This window comes from Candidatus Bathyarchaeia archaeon, from assembly GCA_038883335.1.
GTDB lineage: Archaea > Thermoproteota > Bathyarchaeia > Hecatellales > Hecatellaceae > JAVZMI01.
On record JAVZMI010000010.1, the window covers coordinates 1 to 19,497 of the forward strand.

A 19,497-nucleotide genomic window follows, 5' to 3' on the forward strand; every position below is an offset into this window, starting at 1 on the left:
TAAACTATAATCGGGATGCACAGGGGATACTCTGAAGGGTCCTGTATGCCATGAATCTTAAACTTGCTATTGGAGATGGAAAGTCCAATTAGATCTTTCAGGACGAGAAATTCATGGTACCAGTTCCATCGCTTAATATTGCCTATTATGTATCTGGCGTCAACATCAAAGGAGGAGAGAATCTCTCTGACTGTCAGTGAGTCGTTAAGAGTGATTTCACAGTTCTCGAATAACGCATGAGCCAAGAGTACTATTATCTGATCCGCTGGGGAAGGAACATAGGCGGAAACACCGTCTACTTTCTCTTCCATCCTATTCTTCCAAATCTGAAGCCTATCGTGAAAGATGAAGCCATTCCACTCGATCTCTCTGTGGAGGTGTATTTTAGATTCAATGTCTCCATCTTTTCTAGAGAGCATAATCTTATTATCATTTGTTTCTGAGATGTGAAAATTTAAACGGCGAAGTATCTCCACCGATCTTCTAATCTCTTTTTCTCCTCCATTTGCGACCAATATGTCTATGTCGTCCAAGAAATCTTGATGTTGTTTAATAACCACGCAATTAACTTCTTCGTCCTTGAACTCTTTTAAAATCTCACTCAATGTTTTGAGTAGAATATTCCTTTTCACTTCGTGAATCTCGCAAATTTTTTTAAACCTTTCATCTCCCGTTGCCAAGTAATATCGGCGCAACAGTTTATTTTTTACCAAAAACTCGTAGCTTATCTTCTTAGGTTGAAGAAGACTAATAAACTGAGTATCCAGTTTGCGCCTGTTTAATGTATTATTGGTCACTGTAAGCTTCCTCTATTATCTTTGCGTTTCTATCAGTGAAATGCTCTTCAGAGTATCTTCTGCAGTTTTCCCTCAGCTTATTGAGATAGTCAGGGTTTTTGTAGAGGAGTAAGATTGTGTTGCGAGCCTCGTCGATGGTTGGGTTTATTAAAATCCCGACGGAGGAGTCAACCATTTCTGGTAGGCACCCTCTATTGGAGGCGATTATCGGGGTTCCGCATGCTAGTGTCTCTAAAACCACTCTGGCAAAGCCTTCTTCATATTGGGAAAGAAGTACGAACACATCCGCAGCGTTATAGTATTCTACTAGTTTATCCTCTGAAACTTTCCCAGCAAACAATATGTTCTTCTTAACCGATGCTTCCATCTTCACTTTAGTCGCAAGAGGGCCGTCGCCTACGAATAGAAAAACTATATCTTCTGCCTCAATCTTAGAGGCAATTTCAAGTAGTAAAGTTACTCCCTTCGGCTCTATGAGTCTTCCTACGAATAGAACGACGAATTTCCCTTCCAACCCTAACTCTCTTCTACAGACAGACCTATCCAATTGTTTAAAGACGTCTAAATTCACCCATTGAGGGGCAATTTTTATCTTACCTTTTGGTAAACCACCTGCCTCCAAGTCTTCCTTCGACCTTTCAGCCAGCGCGAATATGGTGTCTAGGGATGTTGATATCCACCTTACCATCCTCGCCAAGATTGGCCGCCTGTCCAGCTCATATATTGCGTGCAGGCTGAAGACGCATCTCTTAGAGAATAATTTTTTCAATAACTTCCCGATCAAGGCGGCATTCAAACCGTGGGCGTGAATAACGTCGACATCTTTTGAGTGTGTTAACATAAAGAAGAAGGAGTAGATAAGTAGGGCTGGCGTTAGGTATAAAAATTCTAAGATAGGGTAAGGCATTAACTTCGGAAATAGATTGCCGCCAATCCATGGAACCCTATGGATCTCTATATAATCCTTCCGTTCTAATCTTTTACCCTTCACTCTTGTGGTTAGAGGCTGGTAGGAAACGACAAATATCCTGTAACTCCTGCTACTCAGGTAATTGCATAAACTGTCCAGGTAGGTTTCCGCTCCACCTATGTTAGGTTTGCAGAATGGAGTTATCATGAGCACACCCCTACTCATAGGCGGCATCCTCTAATCGCGTGGAGGCGTACTTTCTATAAGACTAGCTGAGTATAGCCGAAACGTGGTTAAGTCTCAACTCACAGCCTTCCGAGGTTATCTTTCTTTAAACCTCTCAATGATTGATTTGACCGTCAACTTCACCGCCTCATAGCTATTATAGTGAGGTCTCCATCCTAACGCTTCAAGCCTCCTAGTGTCCAAAAGCATATTTTTGACATCTCCTTTCCACCCTCTTCCACCATCAACCCCCCAGTGCATCGAAGTTTTACATTCTTAAGCTTCCTTTCTTCTATGACTATCTCAGCTATGGTTCTCACATCGATCTGATCTCTCGAGCCTACGTTAAAGATCTCAACTTGGCTTTGGGTTTTGTCAAAGCTGGTGAGCATCGCTTTGACACAGTCATCTATGTGAAGATATGCCTTGGTCTGCGTTCCATCTCCAAGTATTTCAAGTGTTGTCTCGTCATTATCAAGTTTCTTCATGAAATCGAATATTACACCGTGTGTGCTGTCAGGTCCTACAATGTTAGCCAAGCGGTAGATCACCGCTCTAAACCCACAATTGTGAGCGTATGCCATGATTAAGGCTTCGCAGGCGACTTTTGAAGCCCCATAGACTGAGATGGGCATGAGTGGCGAATAGTCTTCGGGGGTGGGCTTCTTTGAGGCGTCACCGTAGACTGTGGATGAAGATGCAAAGGCAAATAACTTGATCCCACCAGTCTTCCTTACTGCTTCCAAAAGGTTGTAGGTTGCGACTATGTTCTGTTTGAAATGAATCTCAGGGCTGATTGAGCCAGTTCTGATCTCCGGATTGGCTGCAAGATGGAAAATTACGCCATGCCCTTTCACGGCAGGAAGCACGTCGCTGAAGTTTAGGAGGTCACCTTTCACGAACCTAAAATTCTCAAGATTAAAACATTCTTTGAGATTTTCTAAGCTTCCGCTCGATAGGTTATCGAAGACAGTGATCGGTTGGTTCCATTTGGCAAGCTCTCTCGCTAAGTGGCTTCCAATGAAGCCAGCCCCACCCGTGATGAAGAATCCATCTACGGCCACCGTTATCTCACCAGCCTATGGTGGAGTGCGCCCTCTTCGTTATGGGTTAAACTATTATCCCTGCCACTTACTCCTATCTTCAGGTGTAGCTTTAAAGCCGCCTAATACAAACTCTGATGCATAAGTTATTAGGGTTATCCAACATGCTGGAATGTGGAACAGCCACGCCCAATCTCTCATCCTCCTACTTCCCTTGAGTATCTGAGCGATTAAGGGGACGAGGAGAGTCGTGTAGGCTATGAATTTAACGAGTTTTATCTTGCTCACAGCAGCCCAAGGATATACCCTCAAGTTTAACCTTTTATAGTGGCGGTAATCTCTAATCCTTCTCCTCTGTTTTCTGATGAAGGTTGATAGGGATGGAGCGAAGAGGTGAACTACCCCTAACTTAACCTTGGCAAAATTTACATGCCCCCTCTTAACAAGCTCATACACGACATCTATATCAAAGAAGTAGTCACCTACATGACAGTCTTGCAAAAGCTCTCTTCTAACTAGGAAGCCATTGGCACCCATAGTTGGGATTTGGTCTTCTCTTAACCGTATTTTTAGGTAGCTTCCCCTGTCCTCCTCCTCAACGTTTAGCCCAGTCCACCTGCCTGTTACGAGACTATACCGGTCATAGTTGGCTAGGAAGAGGCAGAGGGGGTCATTCATTCCTAGAAGGGCGCAGTATCTGGTTATGTAACCGTCACCTCTCCGATAGGTAAAATATAAAGGCTCAGTCCCAGCGATTTCCTCGTCTACGAAGGGCGCTGTCATCTTATTCAGCCAGTCTTGGCCTTCCAATATGTTGTCTGAGTCTATAAGTGCGATGAGGTCGTTCACGGCAACCTTCAAACCTGCAGCCTTGCCAGCCTCGCCAGTCCTCAGAGGGTTAGAAATAATCTTATCGACCGCGTAAATCTTCGCTATCTCGACTGTGGAGTCTGTTGAGCCTCCATCGACAATTATGATCTCAAGTTTCTCTTTTGGGTAGTCTTGATTTCTTATACTTTCTAAACACAGTTGTAGCGTCTTAGCCGCGTTTAGGGTTGGTATTATGACGCTTATGGAAGGTGGCTTTTCCGTATGCGCTCAACCCGCTAGGCGCCTTATGAATAATGAAATCTTCGGTAACTTTTAGTAGTATCTCTTAGGTGGGGTATTAGTAAGTATTATTAGATTAAGCTGATGGGATCATGCAGTTCTATTACGTAGGATGAGGTTTTGGTATGACGGCAGAGAATGAGGGGCTTATCAAGGCAGCTAAAGGCACAGGCATCATTGCAGCGCAGAGCTTTGTCAACGCCATAATAGGTGTTTTGCTCTTCATGTTCATGGCGCGTTTCTTGACGCAGACGGAGATGGGAGTTTACGGTGCCAGCCGTATTATTACTACTGCCGCAGGGATGGTTGGACTTTTAGGGCTTGACTACGCCGTCACAAGGTATGTCCCCCTCCTTAAAGCCAAGGGTGATGATTTAAAAGCAGCCTCAACGGCTAAACGCATACTCATAATCTCTGTATCAACCGCAAGCATCACCACGGCTACTCTATTCATCCTCGCGCAACCTCTCGCAGAGGTGGCGCTAGGGTCCCAAGGTTATGTGGCTTTTTTCCAAGTCGTAGCCTTAGCTACCTTCTTAGCCGTAATGGAGTCTATGGCTCTAGGTTTTCTTCAAGCTCTTCAAAAGTTTGCACGTTTGGCTTGGGCTAGGTTTGCGGCTCAGATAGCTCGTATGGTACTCACCGTTGTATTGTTAATAATCGGGCTTGGCGTCACAGGAGTAGTTTTGGGTTGGATGCTTTTCAGCGTGGTGGTAGTAAGCTTCGCAACACCAGTAGTGTGGAGGCAGTTATTTCGCCAAGATCCAGGTCAAGGAGCCCCGAGAGAGGCGATTCCTTTAAAGGAATTGTTAAACTTTTCCTTACCTTTGATGGGAGTCTACACTCTGGCTTATGCCACGAACTCGATAGACCAGCTAATCGTCCTTTGCTTTCTAGGCGTAGACATTCTCGGGGTATACGTCGTTGTAATGAATGCAGCCGCCGTTATATCGACCATATTCGGTCTACCTCTTATGATGACACTCACGCCCAGCATGAGCGAAACGCATGGGCAACAAGGAATTGAAGGGGTCTCTGATGCTCTCAGGATGTCTAGCCGCTATATCTCGTTATTATTCGTGCCTGCATCGCTAGTTTTAGCAGCCCTCTCACCTTTAGCATTGTTCATCCTAGGCGGCGCCGTATACGTGGACGGCACACTGCCGCTAGCCCTCATCTGCATCGGAATGTCTACTTACGGCTTCTCAGTAGCAATAACCTCAGCACTAATAGCGATAGGCAAAACTAGAGTGGTCTTAGCCATATTGGCTGTAGCCTCAGCCGTAGAGTTGATAGGAAGCCTCAGCATCTCAGCATTTTACGCCTTGTCAGGCGTAGCCTTAGGGCGGGCTCTTATGTACCTCACCATGTTGCTTCTGCTTATTTATCTTGGCTCGAGGCATCTGCGAGTCTCCTTCGACCGTAGAGCTTTGAAAGGAAGTGCAGCCGCATCAGGCTTGACAGCCATAGCATTATACAGTCTAGCCGCTTATTCGGAGTTTGAACTCGTACTCCTCCCGCTATACCTGATTACCGCCTTTATAGTATACACGTTCACCTTGTTTGGTATGAGAATTTTAACTCTCGCAGATTTGGCTTTCTTCTTCAGAATAACCCCCGGTGGGGTGAAGCTCTACTATAAGATCTCAAACCTCGTGAAGACATCGCCTACGCTGACATCTATAGCCCAAAAACTTTTAGCAGAATAAGTCTCTCCTCAACAGGATCCTCCACTTTCATGTGTGAAATCCTTTATGTGGGCTATCACTTTTATGAAGCCTTTCCCTATAAAAGATAGATCCTCCAGTCTCCTAATATGGCAGAGTCTCCTGAGCATATATTTTGGGTTGAAGAATAATTTGTACATCGCCTGAGTTATTTCTTTCACGTCTCTCTCGCCTAGTGGGCTCTTCGTTACAAGCCTTCTCATGTCGTAGTCATTCCAGTCTAGGGTTGTGAGCAATCCATTATCTCTACAGTATTGAAACATCTTTGTGCCCGGGTATGGTACCATAAGGGTCGCTTGAAGCGTGTGCGCCCAGCCTCTCTCAAATAGTTTCTTAGCTAAATTGAAAGTTTCCCATACCTCCTCTTTTGACTCCCAAGGGTAGCCGACCATTATCGTCAAATGCGGCTCTAAGCCAGCTAGTCTAGCAAGTCTGCAAGAATCGACAATCTCTTCCACAGTTAAACCTTTATTGATCTTGCTTAGTGTCTCTTGACTTGCGGACTCTAAACCGAATAGGAGCATCCTGAAACCAGCTCTTTTCATAAGCTTATAATCGTCGAATGTGCAGGCTCCAAAACGCATATTGCAACCAAGGTAAACTTTTTCACCTAACCTCCTCTCTATAGCTAGACGACAAAACTTCCTCAGCCACCCTCCTGCCGGAAAAGTTCCTGTATCATCAAAGACCTCTCGAACCTTATACCTCTCAACAAGAAACTCAACCTCGCCAACAAGCAACTCGGGCTTCCGAACTCTGAAGTTAGGGTATAACTGTGTCCAAGCACAGAAGGTGCAGCCTCCATCCTTCCTCCACCAACAGTCACGCCCCACCATAGTGTATGTTCCAGGGGTACGCTTGAAATTTCCATTCTTGTAGGCATAGAGTCTCCAATTTGTAAGTTCCCTATCGATGAATGGTAGAGAGTTTAGGTCATGTGTCAACCTAAACTCGCCTGTGCTCTTTACATAGCCACTATCCCGGTAAAAGATTCCAGGCTCTAACTCACCTCTACCATCCAGCCATCTGACCAGATTCAAGAGTAGGAAGTCGAAGTCCCCGCCAGTGAGTACGGCGTCCACCTTAGACTTCTCGAATGACTCTAAGGGTAGAGCTGTGACATGGTCGCCCATCAAGACAACCCTAGTATCTGGCAGATGTCGCTTCAGGTCATCTATAATACGCCAATGCCTTTTGACGAGGGGTGTCTTAGTCTCCAAAGCTATAATTTCAGGCCGCCTGCTAACTACCCCTTTAAGCCATTGCTCATAGGTCTTCTCCTCAGCAATCCCATCATCCCAGACGACTTCATGGCCCTCCTGTCTAAGCAAAGTTGCCGCGTAAGCAGGTACCATCGGGTATATGTAAGTTGGCGCATTGAACCATTGAAACTGCCTGTTCTGAGCCAACAACGGTGTACCTCCACCTTTACTGATGGGTGGATACGATATAGCGACCTTCACTCTTCCATCACCAGCTCGCCGCCTGCCCCATCCAACTCTGAAGGCTATTCTCTAATTCTCCTAACTAGGAGACCTTTCAGAAAGGCTGCCCCATATGTTAAATGCGTCGATATCACCCCACTAAATACCAGTGGGAGCAACTTGAGGTTTCGAGTCTTCAAACCTTCGAACAAGCACATAGCAAGATAGACGGATGCCAGCGCAACGAATGCGACCCCCAGCACGAAATTCATTAGCGATAAGGGTATGCCTGAGACCAACCCTACCAGAAGCATTGAGGGTGCAAAGTAGAGGGGTCTACGGGAGGTCTCCGGGTACCTCTTAGCAAAGAAACCCCTATGCAGCCCATAAGACCAAATTTGTCTGAGATAAGGGAGGAAGAGTGGGCGTCTATGGTGGTATACCACTACGTCTGGGCTGTAGACTATTCTCATCCCCAGGCCCTTGGTGATTTGTAGGCACAGGTAGGTGTCCTCCCCTGGCCAGTAGTCCACATTGAAACCGCCAAGTCTCTCGAAGATCGCCTTGCGGATCATTAGGTTACATGTGGGGAGGTCATCGTCTACTGCCAACTTGGAGGGAGTGTATCTACATGCCAGCTTACCTGTGGCGATTCTGGATCCAAGTATAGCCCCAGTTGCCTTCTGCCTCAAATTGTCTTCCTCCGGGGTCAGCGAGGGCCCCCCGACTCCCGCGACTGTTCTGTCGCGGAAATATTTGAGTGCGTTAGTGAGCCAATACTTATCTGGGTAGGCATCTGAATCTATCATCGCGATTATCTCACCTGAGGCGAGTCTTATGCCAAGGTTCCTCTTCGCAGAGGGTCTCTTGTGACCGGTTGGCGCCACCCTGAACCGCGGATCTTCGAGTTCAAGGCTTGAAGCCGTGTCGGGTAGGATTAAAACCTCGAAGTTTTTGTAGTTCAATCTTGAACAACCAGCGATGCACTCAAGCTCATATACGCCGATAGTCTTGCATGGGATAATAATTGAGAAAGTAGGGTTACGTAAAGAGAACTCTTCAGTCATCACACTTCAACTCGAGTTCAAACTAATCGGCGCAGACAGTTTTCACGATAAGCTACATTGGTACGATCTCTTGACTCTGAGTCTGTATGCTATCCCGAGGAGGTCTGAGAACATGCGTAGTATGCTGCGGAAGCTGATGTCGCCAGTCAACTCCATCTTGACCGGGAGTTCTACAACTTGCATCCTTAATATGGCGGCGAGAGCGAGAACTTCGACATCAAAAGCGTACGCCCTAACCCTCTGCATCTTTAAGATAGCGTCGAGCGCCCTCCTACGAAAAGCCTTCAAGCCAGTTTGAGTATCGCTTACCTTCACGCCTACTAGCAACTTGGCCAAAAGGTGAAAGGCTCTGCTTAGAAACTTCCTCTTTAGAGGTGATTTGACCTTTGATTGTGGGTGCCTCTTGGAAGCTATAGCGATGTCCGCACCCTCTAAAGCCTTTAAATATGCTCCGATTTGTTCAGGGCTAATATTTCTGTCACCATCTAGTAGAATAATCTTCTCACCTGCCGCTTGGCTGAAACCGTATTTTAGGGCGTAACCCTTACCCATATTATGAGAGTAACCTACAACCTTGATGTGTTGGTGAGTTCGCGCGTAGTTTTGTATTTGCCGCCTAGTCTGGTCTACGCTCCCATCATCTACAACTACTATCTCGTAACTCTCACTTATCCCTCTCAATATACAGTCAACCTCCCAAACCGCTTGCGCGATATACTCCTCCTCATTGTAGGCTGGCATAATTACGGATACTTCACAATGTGATACTACACTTTGCGGGTGTTCAGTTATACTTAGCAATGCCTATAGAAACCCAGCTGGGTTTCTCGGCGAGTCGCTCTAAAAAGCGATATTCAGAAAGCCGATCGAGAGTCACTCTGAGTCGTTTACCGTCTATCCTTCCGATCATGTGCCTTGGATTTTATTTAAGTTCGATTAATGGGGCCCGAGGAGGATTTGGAGTCGAATATCCCCCAGCAGGCTTTAACGCTATTTGGCAGTGGTAGTAGCTAGGCCCCGGTTGTGTTTAAAGGCTCGGAGCTCCTTTATAATTGTGGCGAGTATATGGGGGGCTTTGGTTGGAACGAATAGTCCAAGTTGACATAGAGAGAGTTGCCTCTAAGGTTCCTCCAGATCTTGCGGGTATGAAGATTCTCGTAACTGGAGGCGCCGGTTTCTTGGGGAGCTGGCTCTGTGATCTGCTGGTGGAGGCACGCGCGGAGGTATGGTGCTTGGATAACTTGGCTACTGGAGTATTGGAGAACATAGCACACCTTAGAAGGCTTGAGAATTTCCATTTCATCCAAGGCGATGCAGAAACCTTCCGTCTTGATCAGAAACTGGATTTGATACTCCATCTTGCGAGTAGAGCGTCACCGGAAGAATATCAGATGCACCCAATCGAGACCCTGAAGGCAAACTCCTTGGGGACGCTTGGAATGCTTGAAACAGCTAGGAGGTATGGAGCTACATTCTTATACGCTTCGACGAGCGAGGTTTACGGTGACGCCCAAATCATACCTACACCTGAGACCTACTGGGGGCACGTCAACCCCGTGGGTCCACGCTCCTGTTACGATGAGGGCAAACGTTTCGGGGAGGCTCTTTGCGTGGCCTACATTCGTGAGTATGGGCTTGATGTGAGGGTTGTGAGGATCTTCAACACTTACGGGCCAAGGATCAGAGCAGACGGTGCTTACGCAAGGGCCCTCCCCAGGTTTATAACCCAAGCCCTTAGGGGCGCAGATATAACTGTCTACGGGGATGGCTCCCAGACGCGGAGCTTCTGCTACATAACAGACACCCTAATAGGTATATGGGACATCTTAACTAATCCTAAGGCTAGAGGCGAAATATTCAATATAGGGAACCCTCACGAAATAACCATCCTCCAACTCGCCGAAAAGATAAAGGAGATAACCCAGAGCAAGTCGAAAATCACCTTCCACCCTCTACCCAGAGATGACCCGAAAAGGAGATGCCCCGACATAACCAAAGCCAAGACCATCCTAGGCTGGCAACCCGAGACAACGCTCGAAGAGGGGCTCACAAAGACGGTAAACTGGTTTAGATCGAAAAATATAGAACCCCGCCATCACTGAAACTTAAACCTTTAAAAAAAGGCAGCCGGCACGGCGCTAGTTTTTTCAAAAAAATCGATGCTTGAGATCACAGAGAGGTTAAACTGTTTCGCGCCGTTAAGTGTGGTAGAACTTTAGCTGCAAGTTGAGCTCGGGAGTTTTGGGTTTTGGGCATGTGACCTTTCCGGGCAGGGCTTTGCTGGCGAACACTACTAAGCCTTGGAGCGTTCGTAGGAGAGACGGAGGGCTTCCCAGTAGCTTGCAGGCTCCCCTACATCGACACGGAGTTCGCCGGGGAGGAGTTTGACGGCGTACACGCCGAAGCCCCAGCTCACCAACATCTGGATGGCATCTGTCAACTGGATCTCCCCACCGTTGTCGGCTGAGACCTTTTCTAACGCTTTGAAAATTATTGGGTTGAAGAGGTAAACAGCGACGACTGCGAGGTTGGAGGGTGGTATCTGAGGCTTCTCTACTATTCTCTTCACCCTATAGACGCCCTCACATGCGGGCTCCCCTTCTATGACCCCGTAGGGTCGAGGGTTCTCAACCTCATCCACGAGGAAGGTTGCCTCCGCCCTGAACTCATCTTGAACCTTCAATATACGCTCTAGGATCGACCCCCTACTCGTAGAGATGTAAGTATCACCCGCATATACAAAGAAGTCTTCATCCTTCACGAAGGGGCGAGCTCTATAGACAGCGTCACCGAAACCTCTAGGCCCAGGTTGGCTTACCCAGACTATGGTGGACTCGTCGATCATCTTAAAGAATCGTTCAATCTCACTGGCGCATTCACTCCGATTCTTCGCCTTTAGGAGCGAGATCACTTGGTGATCTTGGGTGAAATGGTCCTCGATCGCCCTCTTCGCCTTTCCGGTAATGAAACAGAACTCTCGGATGCCGCTGTCGAAGAGTTGTTCGAAGGCAAGTTGGAGTATGGGTTTGACGTAGATTTTGCCATCTCTCCCCTTTGCGAAGATGGGGAGCATCTCCTTCGGCTGCTCAATCGTTGCTGGAAACAACCTCGTCCCTAAGCCTGCTGCAGGAATCACAGCTCTCCTAACCATAAGACACACGACCACGACCGAGAATGATCTATCCATCACCACAATAAATTGCTTACGTGACGGAATACGCCTGCCAGATGCCTATTTAGGCCCCAACCCTATGGCTGCATAAGTCAGTTTTCCACGGAACTCGGCTGGGTTGTAAATCTTTCTGCCGTCAACAATGACCGGCCTCCTCATCCTAGCTTTGAAGTCCTCCGGCCTAAGTCTCTTAAACTCCTCCCACTCGGTCACAATGATACAGCATTCGGCGTCGTTTATTGCCTCGAGGGCGGAGGAGGCGTATCTGATTTTGTCGCCAAGGACAACCTTAACCTCTGGGATTGCCACGGGGTCGTATCCAACCACCTCCGAACCTTCCTCAAGTAGGCGACTGATTATCTTGAGAGAGGCGGCCTCCCTGATGTCGCTGGTCCCAGGCTTAAAAGACAACCCAAGAAGTGCAACCCTCCGCCCTTTTAGGTCGCCCAGGAGATTTCTGGCAATTTCAATACCTCGAAGAGGTTGCGAGTCGTTTACCTTGAGGACTGCCTTTAATATGTCTGGCTCATAGTTCAAGGTTTGGGAGAAGCTGATCAACGCTCTCAAATCTTTAGGGAAGCAGGAGCCACCGAAGCCAAGTCCTGCGTTCAGGAAGTTTGCGCCTATCCGTTGGTCTAACCCGACACCTTTAGCTACCTCTGCCACATCTACGCCTGGAAGGAGCTCACAGATGTTGGCGATCTCGTTTATGAAGGAGATCTTAGCTGCGAGGAGGGCGTTGCTCGCATACTTCACCATCTCCGCAGATTCGAGACTCATACGAAGGATGGGAGGTTGCCTCTCACAGTAGAACCTCCTAAAAATGTCTTCTAGGATGTTGCCAGACTTCGCGTCATACTCGCCAATTACGACTCTGTCAGGGTTGAACGTGTCATGGAGAGCTGATCCCTCCTTAAAGAACTCAGGACTCATAGCTAGCCCGAAGCCTACTCCAGCCACCTTACCAGAGGCAGCCTCAAGGGCAGGCTTGACTAAGTTGCGGGTGGTCCCAGGAACTACCGTACTCTTAACAGTCACGAGATGGTAATCCGCCTTCTTCAGCAAGGCTGCCCCTATCTCCACCGCCGACTGCTTCACATAGGTTAAATCGATGCTACCATCTGGCCGGCTTGGTGTTCCTACGGCGATGAAGGTTACGTCACTACTGAGGACGGCCTCTTCTACGCTGTCTACACACCTGAGAAGACCGCTGTCTAATCCCTTCTGGATTAGGGGCTCCACTCCGGGCTCGTAAAATGGAGTTCTCCCAGCCTTGACTGAGACTACTTTGCCCTTATCTTGGTCGACTGCATAAACTCTAAAACCTCTATCAGCAAAGCTGACAGAGGTTGCCAGCCCTACGAACCCCAAACCTATAACCGATATACTCTCAATAAACATACTCCCACCAGACAGCCAACAATCCAGTTAACGTGGAATCTAATAGTTTAGCCTACCTCTATACCTTTTAACTTCTCCCATCCTGATCTCATGTGGGGTTGTATCCGTGGGCAGGGGTCCGAAGATACGCCGCCGGATAGTTCGGCAGTATTACCAGAGATTCCAGAGAGTTGACCCTGCGACCGGTAAGGTGGAAGTTGGTTACAAGCGCCGCTATGTGAGAGTCGTGTATGAGGTAAGATTCCCGAAAGGGCTGGATGTAAGCGACCTCGTAGGTAAGGAAATCGAGTTCACACGCAGAGACGGGGAGATCATCATAAGGGCTCATTGAGCTGTACCCTGCAAATCAAAGGTTAACTCATACTGGGTAAGATTGAAGGTTTACAGCTTTGAGGTTGAAATAAATCCGCCCATCTAGGAGCCCGCATGAAAGCCCTATGAGGCTAGTGAATTTTACGAGTTCTTATAAAACTCGTTTAAATGCCATTTGACACCTCCTTCCGAGGGAGGTATTCATTTCGAAATAAACGTATGCTAGGTTACTCGGCGAGTAGCGAGGTTGTCAATTAAACCTATACCTAACCCTTACGGGATTCACTTCAAGGTGTCTGCGTTGGCGTATAAACCTGGTAGACCGCCTGCCACAATTGAACCTCGAAAAGATCCCACTCGGACACGAAACGTTAGCTTACCTGGCTCACTTTGGAAGCTGGTGGAGTACGTCCAGCGAGTAAGAGGCGACCCTACGTTGAGTGCAACTGTCAGAACCCTCCTCATACAGTCTCTCTGCCAACTTGACCTCTTGCCAGAAGAAACAAAGAGGGCACACGGGTTTAAGCAATAACAGGCAGCAACCAGCGACAATCATCGGTAACGCCACGGTTTCTTTCGTCACGACTTATATATTTTTTAACCCTCTGCTACTCTCGTCGAACTTTCGCCTGCCCCAACGGTTGGTTGGGGATGTGTGCGGGTTAGGGGCGACCAGTATGACTCATAGAGGTCGTAGATCAGCTGCGGGTGAGGAGAGGCGGCGACTTTGGCGGGAAGCTTACTATGATGTTGAGCGCGCTGAAGAGATCGCCATGGGCGACTACCCAAGCCTTAGGATAGAGCGTGGTGAGGTTTTAAGGAGCCCCACCTACCTCAACCCCAGCCTCAGAGGAGGATAACGTGGAGAGGCCAAGGTGGGGCCTCCCTAGGCGCCTCTTCACAGGGCCCAGCTACCGAACGCCGGGAAGCGCCCACGTTGAGGAGGCAAACCCCACAAAGGTCAGCCTTAGGATGCAGGCTTACAATCTACTGGCACCACACGAGGTGGTTCTCGATCTCTTCGCGGGCAAAGGTCTGCTCTCTTGGCTCTACGCAAAAGGATGCCGCCGCCTCATCTCTGTCGAGAAGAACCCTGAATACTTCAAAGTTCTGAAACGTAATATGTCCGAGTATCCTCACGCTATCTGCCTCCAGCGGGACAACCTCGAGTTCCTTGAGTCAGGCGATCTAGCTGAGTTGGAGGGGCACATCACATATGTTGACTTCGACGCCTTCGGATGCCCTTCGCTCCAGGTGCAGCGGTTCTTCGAGCGGTATAGAGTTGAGAGGGCTATGGTAGTCAGTCTTACCGACGGCATCCTCTTCAACTTCCGCCGGCATGGAAGTGCTGATCTCCGTCGCTACTATCTACAAGACTTTTATGTGGGAGGAGAACCTGAGTGCGGTGTGACTCAGAGTCTCGGCGAATATCTCTTCACAATTCAGTCCAACTTCATCAATATCCTCTGTATGCGCTGGGGGCTAGCTGCTCATCCGCTGTATTTCAAAGTGAATGAGAGGAGTACTGCCACTTACTCCAGCTACCTGATACTGCCTAGAATTGTAGGGGTAGTGGACTTCAAAAGATATGTGGGCTTGAGGAGGTTGAAGGTTGGAACTGCAGCAACGTCCATCCAAGGAAGTGCTTGACGTACTCGGTAGGCTTCAACCCGACCACTACGTCGAGGTGACATGGTGTGACGCATGTGAGATGCGGGATGCGACACCTGAGGATATAGAGCGAGACTACCACACGCAAATAGTAGTTACCGGCCGCGTCTATGGGATTAGGGACAACTATCTCATCCTCATCAGCGAGGAGACCTTCTATGGCTACCGGTTTCTCAGCATCCCAACTGGAATAATCGAGAAGATCAGAGTCCTCACTAGGAAATCCAAGAAGAAGCCGTTGCGAATATTAAAGTCGGGGTTAGCCTATAAGGTGGTCTACATACATGTTAAGTCCTCTGAAAAGTCGCAGGCTGACTTTAAAGGGCTTCGCCTTATACGAGTATGACTGGCGTGGCCTGGTCGCTCTTACAGCCCTAATAGGCTACATAACTCTGTTAGTCTTGAGGGCGCCGAATGTTGACGCGTTGGGCTTCGGCGTAGGTTTGGCGATGGGATGGTATTTCCGCGAGAAGTCATCCGACAGACAGCCATGGCTGATTGAGAGACCGTTGAAGATCCCCCGCGCTACGGAGAGGCACCCCATCTTTAAGCCGCTCAAGTCCAAGCTTATCAAGGCTCTTGAAGCTTTGGGCAACTATAATCCAGCTTGTGATGATGTGATTGTGGCGGAGATGGTCAAGACGCTCATAGACATTCGCACCGTGGATAGAAAGATAGAGGAGCTTGAAGATTTGAGAGGGTTGCAGACGGCTTTCAAGGCTAAGGCTATGCTTTTGGAGATGTTGAGCAAGCTCTCCGCGGAGTTGGCTATTAGCCGCCGGTATCGCCTCACCAGAGGTCAGGTTGCTGAGCTGAAAGAGGGCTTGGAACACCAGCTCAAAGAACTCCTCGTCCAGAATTAAAACGTGTGAAAATGTTCGCATACGCGAGTCTGTCTAGTGTTGGTGGCAGGCAATTAGTCGTATCACCTAAAACGCGAGTCTGTTAAACACCATAGGGGTTCTTTTATCAGCTGGGCTACGCAGGATATAGCTCTGGGTGATGTGAAATCTCGAAGCTTACAAGTGAAGCAGCTGGTCTTCTTAGGGAGGCGGGAAGGAACGCAGCTAGGTTTGCTGAGCTCCTCCTCAAGTTCAAACCTGTGTCATACCAAAGAAAATTCCTAGAGGATAACTCTAAGAGGGTGGTGCTCAAATGGAGCCGTCAGAGCGGCAAGTCCACCTGCCTCGCTCTCAAGGCTCTCTGGTTTGCAGTCTGCCACACTCCAACCACAACTCTAATAGTATCACCCTCGTTGCGTCAGAGCATCAACCTCCGCGACATAGTAACTAGGCTAATTGAGAGGATACCCCATGATGCTAGGCGCCTCATCGTCAAAAGGGCTTTAAGAACCACGATATACCTCTGGGAGGGGAGTCGAATAGTCGCGCTCCCAGCCAATCCTGATACACTCCGTGGCTATACGGCTCACATGATCCTTGTGGATGAGGCTGACTTCTTCCGTGACCCGGAAGGGATCTTCTATGGAACCCTTCACCCGATGCTCACCTCTACGGATGGTTGGCTTATCGTTTCCTCTACACCCTGGAGCACGAAGGGCTTCTATTATAGGGTCTGTGGGGAAAATTCAGGATATAGCCGCCATTTCGCCAACTGGCGCGACGCCGTGGCGGCTGGCGTTGCGAAGGAGAGCATTGTCGAGGAGGCGCGGAAAAGCAGCCCGCCTGAGGTCTTCCGCCGCGAATATGAATGTGAGTTTGTGGAGGATGTTAACGTGTTTCTAAGTAGCGACCTGATCGCTCGGTGTATAGACCCAACGCCCTTGGTGGCTGGGCGAGACTGGGACTACTATCCATTTGAAGCTGAGCCCGAGGGTGAATTTTACGTGGGCTGCGACTTCGGAAAGCACCAAGACTACAGTGTAGTGGCAGTTGTGGATCGTCGCCCCGATGGGACACTGCGGCTGGTTCACCTCTGGCGCCCAAGCTTAGAGACACCTTACGCTAGTGTAGTTGGCTACGTGAAAGCTCTTAGTGACCGGTATAATCATGTGGTCGGTGTGAAAGCGGACATGACTGGTGTAGGAGACTATATTGTCGAGGAGATGGCAAGAGCTGGCATTCCGAATGTGGAAGGCGTCAACTTCACCAGGGCCAGTAAAGAGGAGGTCGCGGTCCCTGTTAAGCAAGCCATGCTTCAAGGCCGAATCAAGATACCTTATGATCGCTGCCTAATCGCTGAGTTGAATGTGGAGCGTTACGAGATGAGTAAGGATGGCCACTTCATCTTTTCCCATCCAGAACGAACGCATGATGACCGGTTCTGGGCTTTCATGTTGGCTTGCCACATGGCTCTTGAGAGTGTTGGCGGCGTGTTAAGTTGGAGGGAGAAGTTTTGAGTCAGGTCTGGCGTAGGTTTCGAGAGTGGTTCACTGGCGGTGAAGCTGGTAATTTGCATACCCGCTCAACAGGCCGTGTAGCGGGTTTGCCCAACCTTTGGGGCCGCGGTCAGAAGGCGCCTTTCAGCTTCCAGACATGTTATGCTCGATACGAAACTGTAGGTGTTGTGACTGCGGCTATTGATGCGACGGTGGAGATGATTGTGGGGCCTGGCTACCATACCGAGGCTGAGGATTGGGAGGCGAAGAAGGTTGTTGATGAATTTGCTGAGGAGGTAAATTTGGACGGGCTGTTGATGGACGCCGTATTAGATTGCGCTATCTGCGGTAACGCTTGGATAGAGAAGGTGTATGAAGATGGCATGCTTGTAGACTTGAACTATTTGGACCCTCTAACGATGGAGCAGAGCGTTGTGCTTCATAAGGCTCCCAACAGTCTCAACCTCTACTATAACGGGGTGGAAAGCTATGTCCAAGTTATAAACGGCCAGAAAGTTGCCACATGGCCTCGAGAAGACATAATACACCTCACCTGGCGCCGCATCCATAACTCGCCTTACGGCATGGGGATGATCCGCCCCGTAGAGAACTACTTAGCGACGATAGTTGATGCTGAGGAGGATATGGGGAAGATCATTAAACGTTACGCAGTGCCGAAAGTGGCTTGGATGCTTGAGAACGCCAGCAAGACAACCTTCGATGATGTTAAAGCGCAACTACGTAGCGTTGAGCCTGATGAAGACTATGTGATCGCCACGCTTAAGCCCACCACTATCAAAACAGAGGTGGTGCAAATTGACCCTAGAGCCCGCTTCGAGTACTTCTTTAACCACCTGCTCAACGCCATTATGGCTGGGCTGGAGTGCCCCATCACCTTCCTGTTTCGCGGTGATGTGCGTGTGAGCGACGCCTCCGCCAACGCTATGCTCCAAGCATTCGACCGGAAGATTCGGATGCATCAGAGGCGGATTAAACGTGCTGTCGAGGCGGAGCTATTTAGGCCGCTGGTGAAGCAACACGGCCATGCGGAGGTGCCACGCATGGTCTGGGGGCCCGTAGAGGTAGAGAAGATTGAGGACAAGATTCGGCGATGGATTGGATTGTTGAATGCTGACGTAATGCTCACCCAAAACACCCGCCACGACTTAGAGAACGAGTTGCGCAAGGGAATGGGCTTAGAACCGCTTCCAACAGCTCCACAGCAAACCAAGCAGGCCATGGATGAACCTACGCTTGACGGTTCGTAAATGCAGTGTACCAGGCAAGTAATTGGATGTAGGAGAAAGCTTGAGAAACTGGGAGGGAGAGCGATGCCTCGACACACGGACTTCGAAAAGATCTACCAGAACTTCCTAGCTCAATATGGCGAGGAGAAAGGCGAGAGCCTCTATTATGCATGGCTAAAGAAACACAGCCTAGACGACACAAAGCCTCTAGAGCCCCAGCGCCCTAAACTTGAGGAAGCGTTCGAGTGGGCTAGCCCTCTGAGTTGGTACGGCTACCATAACATCATCCGTGGGGTCGCGTTAGTGCCTAGAACAAGCCTCAACATGAACCACTACGTGGAGGAGGAGCTAGTAAAGGCTGCCAGAAGCCTCGCCGACAGGCCCATCTACATCAACCATGTTCGTGACGCAACACCCATCCAAGGCCAGTCAGCGCCAGTCGTGGGCAAGATACTCGACGCAGAGTATATCCCAGACCGCGGGCTTGAGTACGTGGGATACATCAGCGACCCAGTCGTCTGGGATCTCGTCCAGCGCCGCGTAATCACGACGGTGAGTGTTGGAGGGCGATACCGCTCAGCTGACTATGAGGACGGTGTAGAGCCCCACGGCCTCGTATTCGAAGAGCTCAGCTTAATCTGGGGAGATGAGAAGCCCAGCGTACCAGAAGCCTACGTGGCTGTCTGGGAGAGAGTCTGCGAGAAGATCCTGAAATATAAAGATGTGGATGGAAGAGAAACTATTGGTTCTGAGAATTCAGACGCCGCCGAGGCTTCCGGCAGACTTGCTCCAAACGAGATTTTAAAAGATCTCGTAGACTCGATCGCTAGGCTGAAGACCGATCTGGCTGAGCTTAGGGCTAAGGTTGCCTTGCTTGAATCCAAGCCGACGCCTAGAAGAATAGTGTGTGAGAGGCTGCACGGCTTAGGGCTTGTAGAGGCACCGGCACAACAGTTAACTGAGCGTGGACTCTTCGACCTTAAAGCTCTAAGGTTGCGCGACGTTATGCCTAGGCGGCGGAGATAACCTTGTGAAGACAGGCATGTTTACTGC

Annotated in this window: 20 protein-coding genes; 11 read left to right on the forward strand and 9 right to left on the reverse strand. The window is 49.0% G+C overall.

The genetic code is table 11. The features are described from left to right. From QXJ75_05515 to QXJ75_05530, 4 genes are all read right to left on the reverse strand, one after another. The coding region (locus QXJ75_05515) for a nucleotidyltransferase family protein (protein ID MEM3737522.1) at positions 1-713 on the reverse strand (713 nt) is incomplete at its 3' end. 73 nt (positions 714-786) lie between these two features. After that, a complete protein-coding gene (locus QXJ75_05520; GenBank protein ID MEM3737523.1) occupies positions 787-1,932 on the reverse strand; it encodes a glycosyltransferase family 4 protein in 1,146 nt (381 codons plus the stop codon). Between the two features lie 176 nt (positions 1,933-2,108). Beyond that, the gene (locus QXJ75_05525; GenBank protein ID MEM3737524.1) at positions 2,109-2,996 is read right to left on the reverse strand and encodes an NAD-dependent epimerase/dehydratase family protein; all 888 of its coding nucleotides are present in this window, start codon (positions 2,994-2,996) and stop codon (positions 2,109-2,111) included. A 54-nt stretch (positions 2,997-3,050) separates the two neighbouring features. Continuing rightward, positions 3,051-4,049 (reverse strand): glycosyltransferase, encoded by a 999-nt coding sequence (locus QXJ75_05530; protein MEM3737525.1) that lies wholly within the window; start codon positions 4,047-4,049, stop codon positions 3,051-3,053. A 161-nt stretch (positions 4,050-4,210) separates the two neighbouring features. Between QXJ75_05530 and QXJ75_05535 the strand changes: the two genes are divergently transcribed. Continuing rightward, a complete protein-coding gene (locus tag QXJ75_05535) occupies positions 4,211-5,794 on the forward strand; it encodes an oligosaccharide flippase family protein (GenBank protein MEM3737526.1) in 1,584 nt (527 codons plus the stop codon). A gap of 8 nt (positions 5,795-5,802) precedes the next feature. Here QXJ75_05535 and QXJ75_05540 read toward each other — a convergent pair whose 3' ends face one another. The 3 genes from QXJ75_05540 to QXJ75_05550 are packed head-to-tail and all read right to left on the reverse strand — an operon-like array spanning position 5,803 to position 9,104. Next, positions 5,803-7,275 carry a radical SAM protein gene (locus QXJ75_05540; GenBank protein MEM3737527.1) on the reverse strand — a complete coding sequence of 491 codons (1,473 nt, stop codon included), beginning with the start codon at positions 7,273-7,275 and terminating at the stop codon, positions 5,803-5,805. A 44-nt stretch (positions 7,276-7,319) separates the two neighbouring features. Next, positions 7,320-8,303, reverse strand: coding sequence for a glycosyltransferase (locus tag QXJ75_05545; protein ID MEM3737528.1), 984 nt, complete (start codon positions 8,301-8,303; stop codon positions 7,320-7,322). A 42-nt stretch (positions 8,304-8,345) separates the two neighbouring features. Then, positions 8,346-9,104 (reverse strand): glycosyltransferase family 2 protein, encoded by a 759-nt coding sequence (locus QXJ75_05550; GenBank protein MEM3737529.1) that lies wholly within the window; start codon positions 9,102-9,104, stop codon positions 8,346-8,348. A 278-nt stretch (positions 9,105-9,382) separates the two neighbouring features. Here QXJ75_05550 and QXJ75_05555 point away from each other — a divergent pair, with 278 nt between their 5' ends. After that, positions 9,383-10,405, forward strand: coding sequence for a UDP-glucuronic acid decarboxylase family protein (locus QXJ75_05555; protein ID MEM3737530.1), 1,023 nt, complete (start codon positions 9,383-9,385; stop codon positions 10,403-10,405). Positions 10,406-10,596: 191 nt separating this feature from the next. Here QXJ75_05555 and QXJ75_05560 read toward each other — a convergent pair whose 3' ends face one another. Beyond that, positions 10,597-11,490, reverse strand: coding sequence for a sugar phosphate nucleotidyltransferase (locus QXJ75_05560; protein MEM3737531.1), 894 nt, complete (start codon positions 11,488-11,490; stop codon positions 10,597-10,599). A 45-nt stretch (positions 11,491-11,535) separates the two neighbouring features. Next, entirely contained in the window at positions 11,536-12,876 is a 1,341-nt protein-coding gene (locus QXJ75_05565) for a UDP-glucose/GDP-mannose dehydrogenase family protein (protein MEM3737532.1), read from the reverse strand. A gap of 106 nt (positions 12,877-12,982) precedes the next feature. Between QXJ75_05565 and QXJ75_05570 the strand changes: the two genes are divergently transcribed. From QXJ75_05570 to QXJ75_05610, 9 genes are all read left to right on the forward strand, one after another. Then, positions 12,983-13,207, forward strand: coding sequence for a hypothetical protein (locus QXJ75_05570; GenBank protein ID MEM3737533.1), 225 nt, complete (start codon positions 12,983-12,985; stop codon positions 13,205-13,207). A 282-nt stretch (positions 13,208-13,489) separates the two neighbouring features. Further along, positions 13,490-13,720 carry a hypothetical protein gene (locus tag QXJ75_05575; protein ID MEM3737534.1) on the forward strand — a complete coding sequence of 77 codons (231 nt, stop codon included), beginning with the start codon at positions 13,490-13,492 and terminating at the stop codon, positions 13,718-13,720. A 145-nt stretch (positions 13,721-13,865) separates the two neighbouring features. Beyond that, positions 13,866-14,048 carry a hypothetical protein gene (locus QXJ75_05580; protein MEM3737535.1) on the forward strand — a complete coding sequence of 61 codons (183 nt, stop codon included), beginning with the start codon at positions 13,866-13,868 and terminating at the stop codon, positions 14,046-14,048. 1 nt (position 14,049) lies between these two features. Further along, positions 14,050-14,838, forward strand: a complete 789-nt coding sequence (locus QXJ75_05585; GenBank protein MEM3737536.1) for a hypothetical protein — start codon at positions 14,050-14,052, stop codon at positions 14,836-14,838. Further along, on the forward strand, positions 14,801-15,205 hold the full coding sequence (locus tag QXJ75_05590; GenBank protein MEM3737537.1) for a hypothetical protein: 405 nt from the start codon (positions 14,801-14,803) through the stop codon (positions 15,203-15,205). Before QXJ75_05585 ends, QXJ75_05590 begins: the two co-directional genes overlap by 38 nt. After that, complete coding sequence (locus QXJ75_05595; protein ID MEM3737538.1) at positions 15,144-15,722, forward strand: hypothetical protein; 579 nt, start codon at positions 15,144-15,146, stop codon at positions 15,720-15,722. The genes QXJ75_05590 and QXJ75_05595 overlap by 62 nt, the downstream gene beginning before the upstream one ends. A 239-nt stretch (positions 15,723-15,961) precedes the next feature. Further along, positions 15,962-17,218 (forward strand): terminase family protein, encoded by a 1,257-nt coding sequence (locus QXJ75_05600; GenBank protein MEM3737539.1) that lies wholly within the window; start codon positions 15,962-15,964, stop codon positions 17,216-17,218. After that, a complete protein-coding gene (locus QXJ75_05605; GenBank protein MEM3737540.1) occupies positions 17,200-18,465 on the forward strand; it encodes a hypothetical protein in 1,266 nt (421 codons plus the stop codon). The genes QXJ75_05600 and QXJ75_05605 overlap by 19 nt, the downstream gene beginning before the upstream one ends. After that, positions 18,466-19,470: a hypothetical protein gene (locus tag QXJ75_05610; GenBank protein ID MEM3737541.1), complete on the forward strand. Its 1,005-nt coding sequence runs from the start codon at positions 18,466-18,468 to the stop codon at positions 19,468-19,470. Positions 19,471-19,497: the final 27 nt, after the last annotated feature.

What these genes read in the sequence shown, in the direction of transcription:
- QXJ75_05520 (MEM3737523.1), bottom strand. Translation starts at nt 1,932, where the DNA reads ATGAGTAGGGGTGTGCTCATGATAACTCCATTCTGCAAACCTAACATA.
- QXJ75_05535 (MEM3737526.1), top strand. Translation starts at nt 4,211, where the DNA reads ATGACGGCAGAGAATGAGGGGCTTATCAAGGCAGCTAAAGGCACAGGC.
- QXJ75_05545 (MEM3737528.1), bottom strand. Translation starts at nt 8,303, where the DNA reads ATGACTGAAGAGTTCTCTTTACGTAACCCTACTTTCTCAATTATTATC.
- QXJ75_05560 (MEM3737531.1), bottom strand. Translation starts at nt 11,490, where the DNA reads ATGGATAGATCATTCTCGGTCGTGGTCGTGTGTCTTATGGTTAGGAGA.
- QXJ75_05565 (MEM3737532.1), bottom strand. Translation starts at nt 12,876, where the DNA reads ATGTTTATTGAGAGTATATCGGTTATAGGTTTGGGGTTCGTAGGGCTG.
- QXJ75_05580 (MEM3737535.1), top strand. Translation starts at nt 13,866, where the DNA reads ATGACTCATAGAGGTCGTAGATCAGCTGCGGGTGAGGAGAGGCGGCGA.
- QXJ75_05595 (MEM3737538.1), top strand. Translation starts at nt 15,144, where the DNA reads ATGTTAAGTCCTCTGAAAAGTCGCAGGCTGACTTTAAAGGGCTTCGCC.
- QXJ75_05610 (MEM3737541.1), top strand. Translation starts at nt 18,466, where the DNA reads ATGCAGTGTACCAGGCAAGTAATTGGATGTAGGAGAAAGCTTGAGAAA.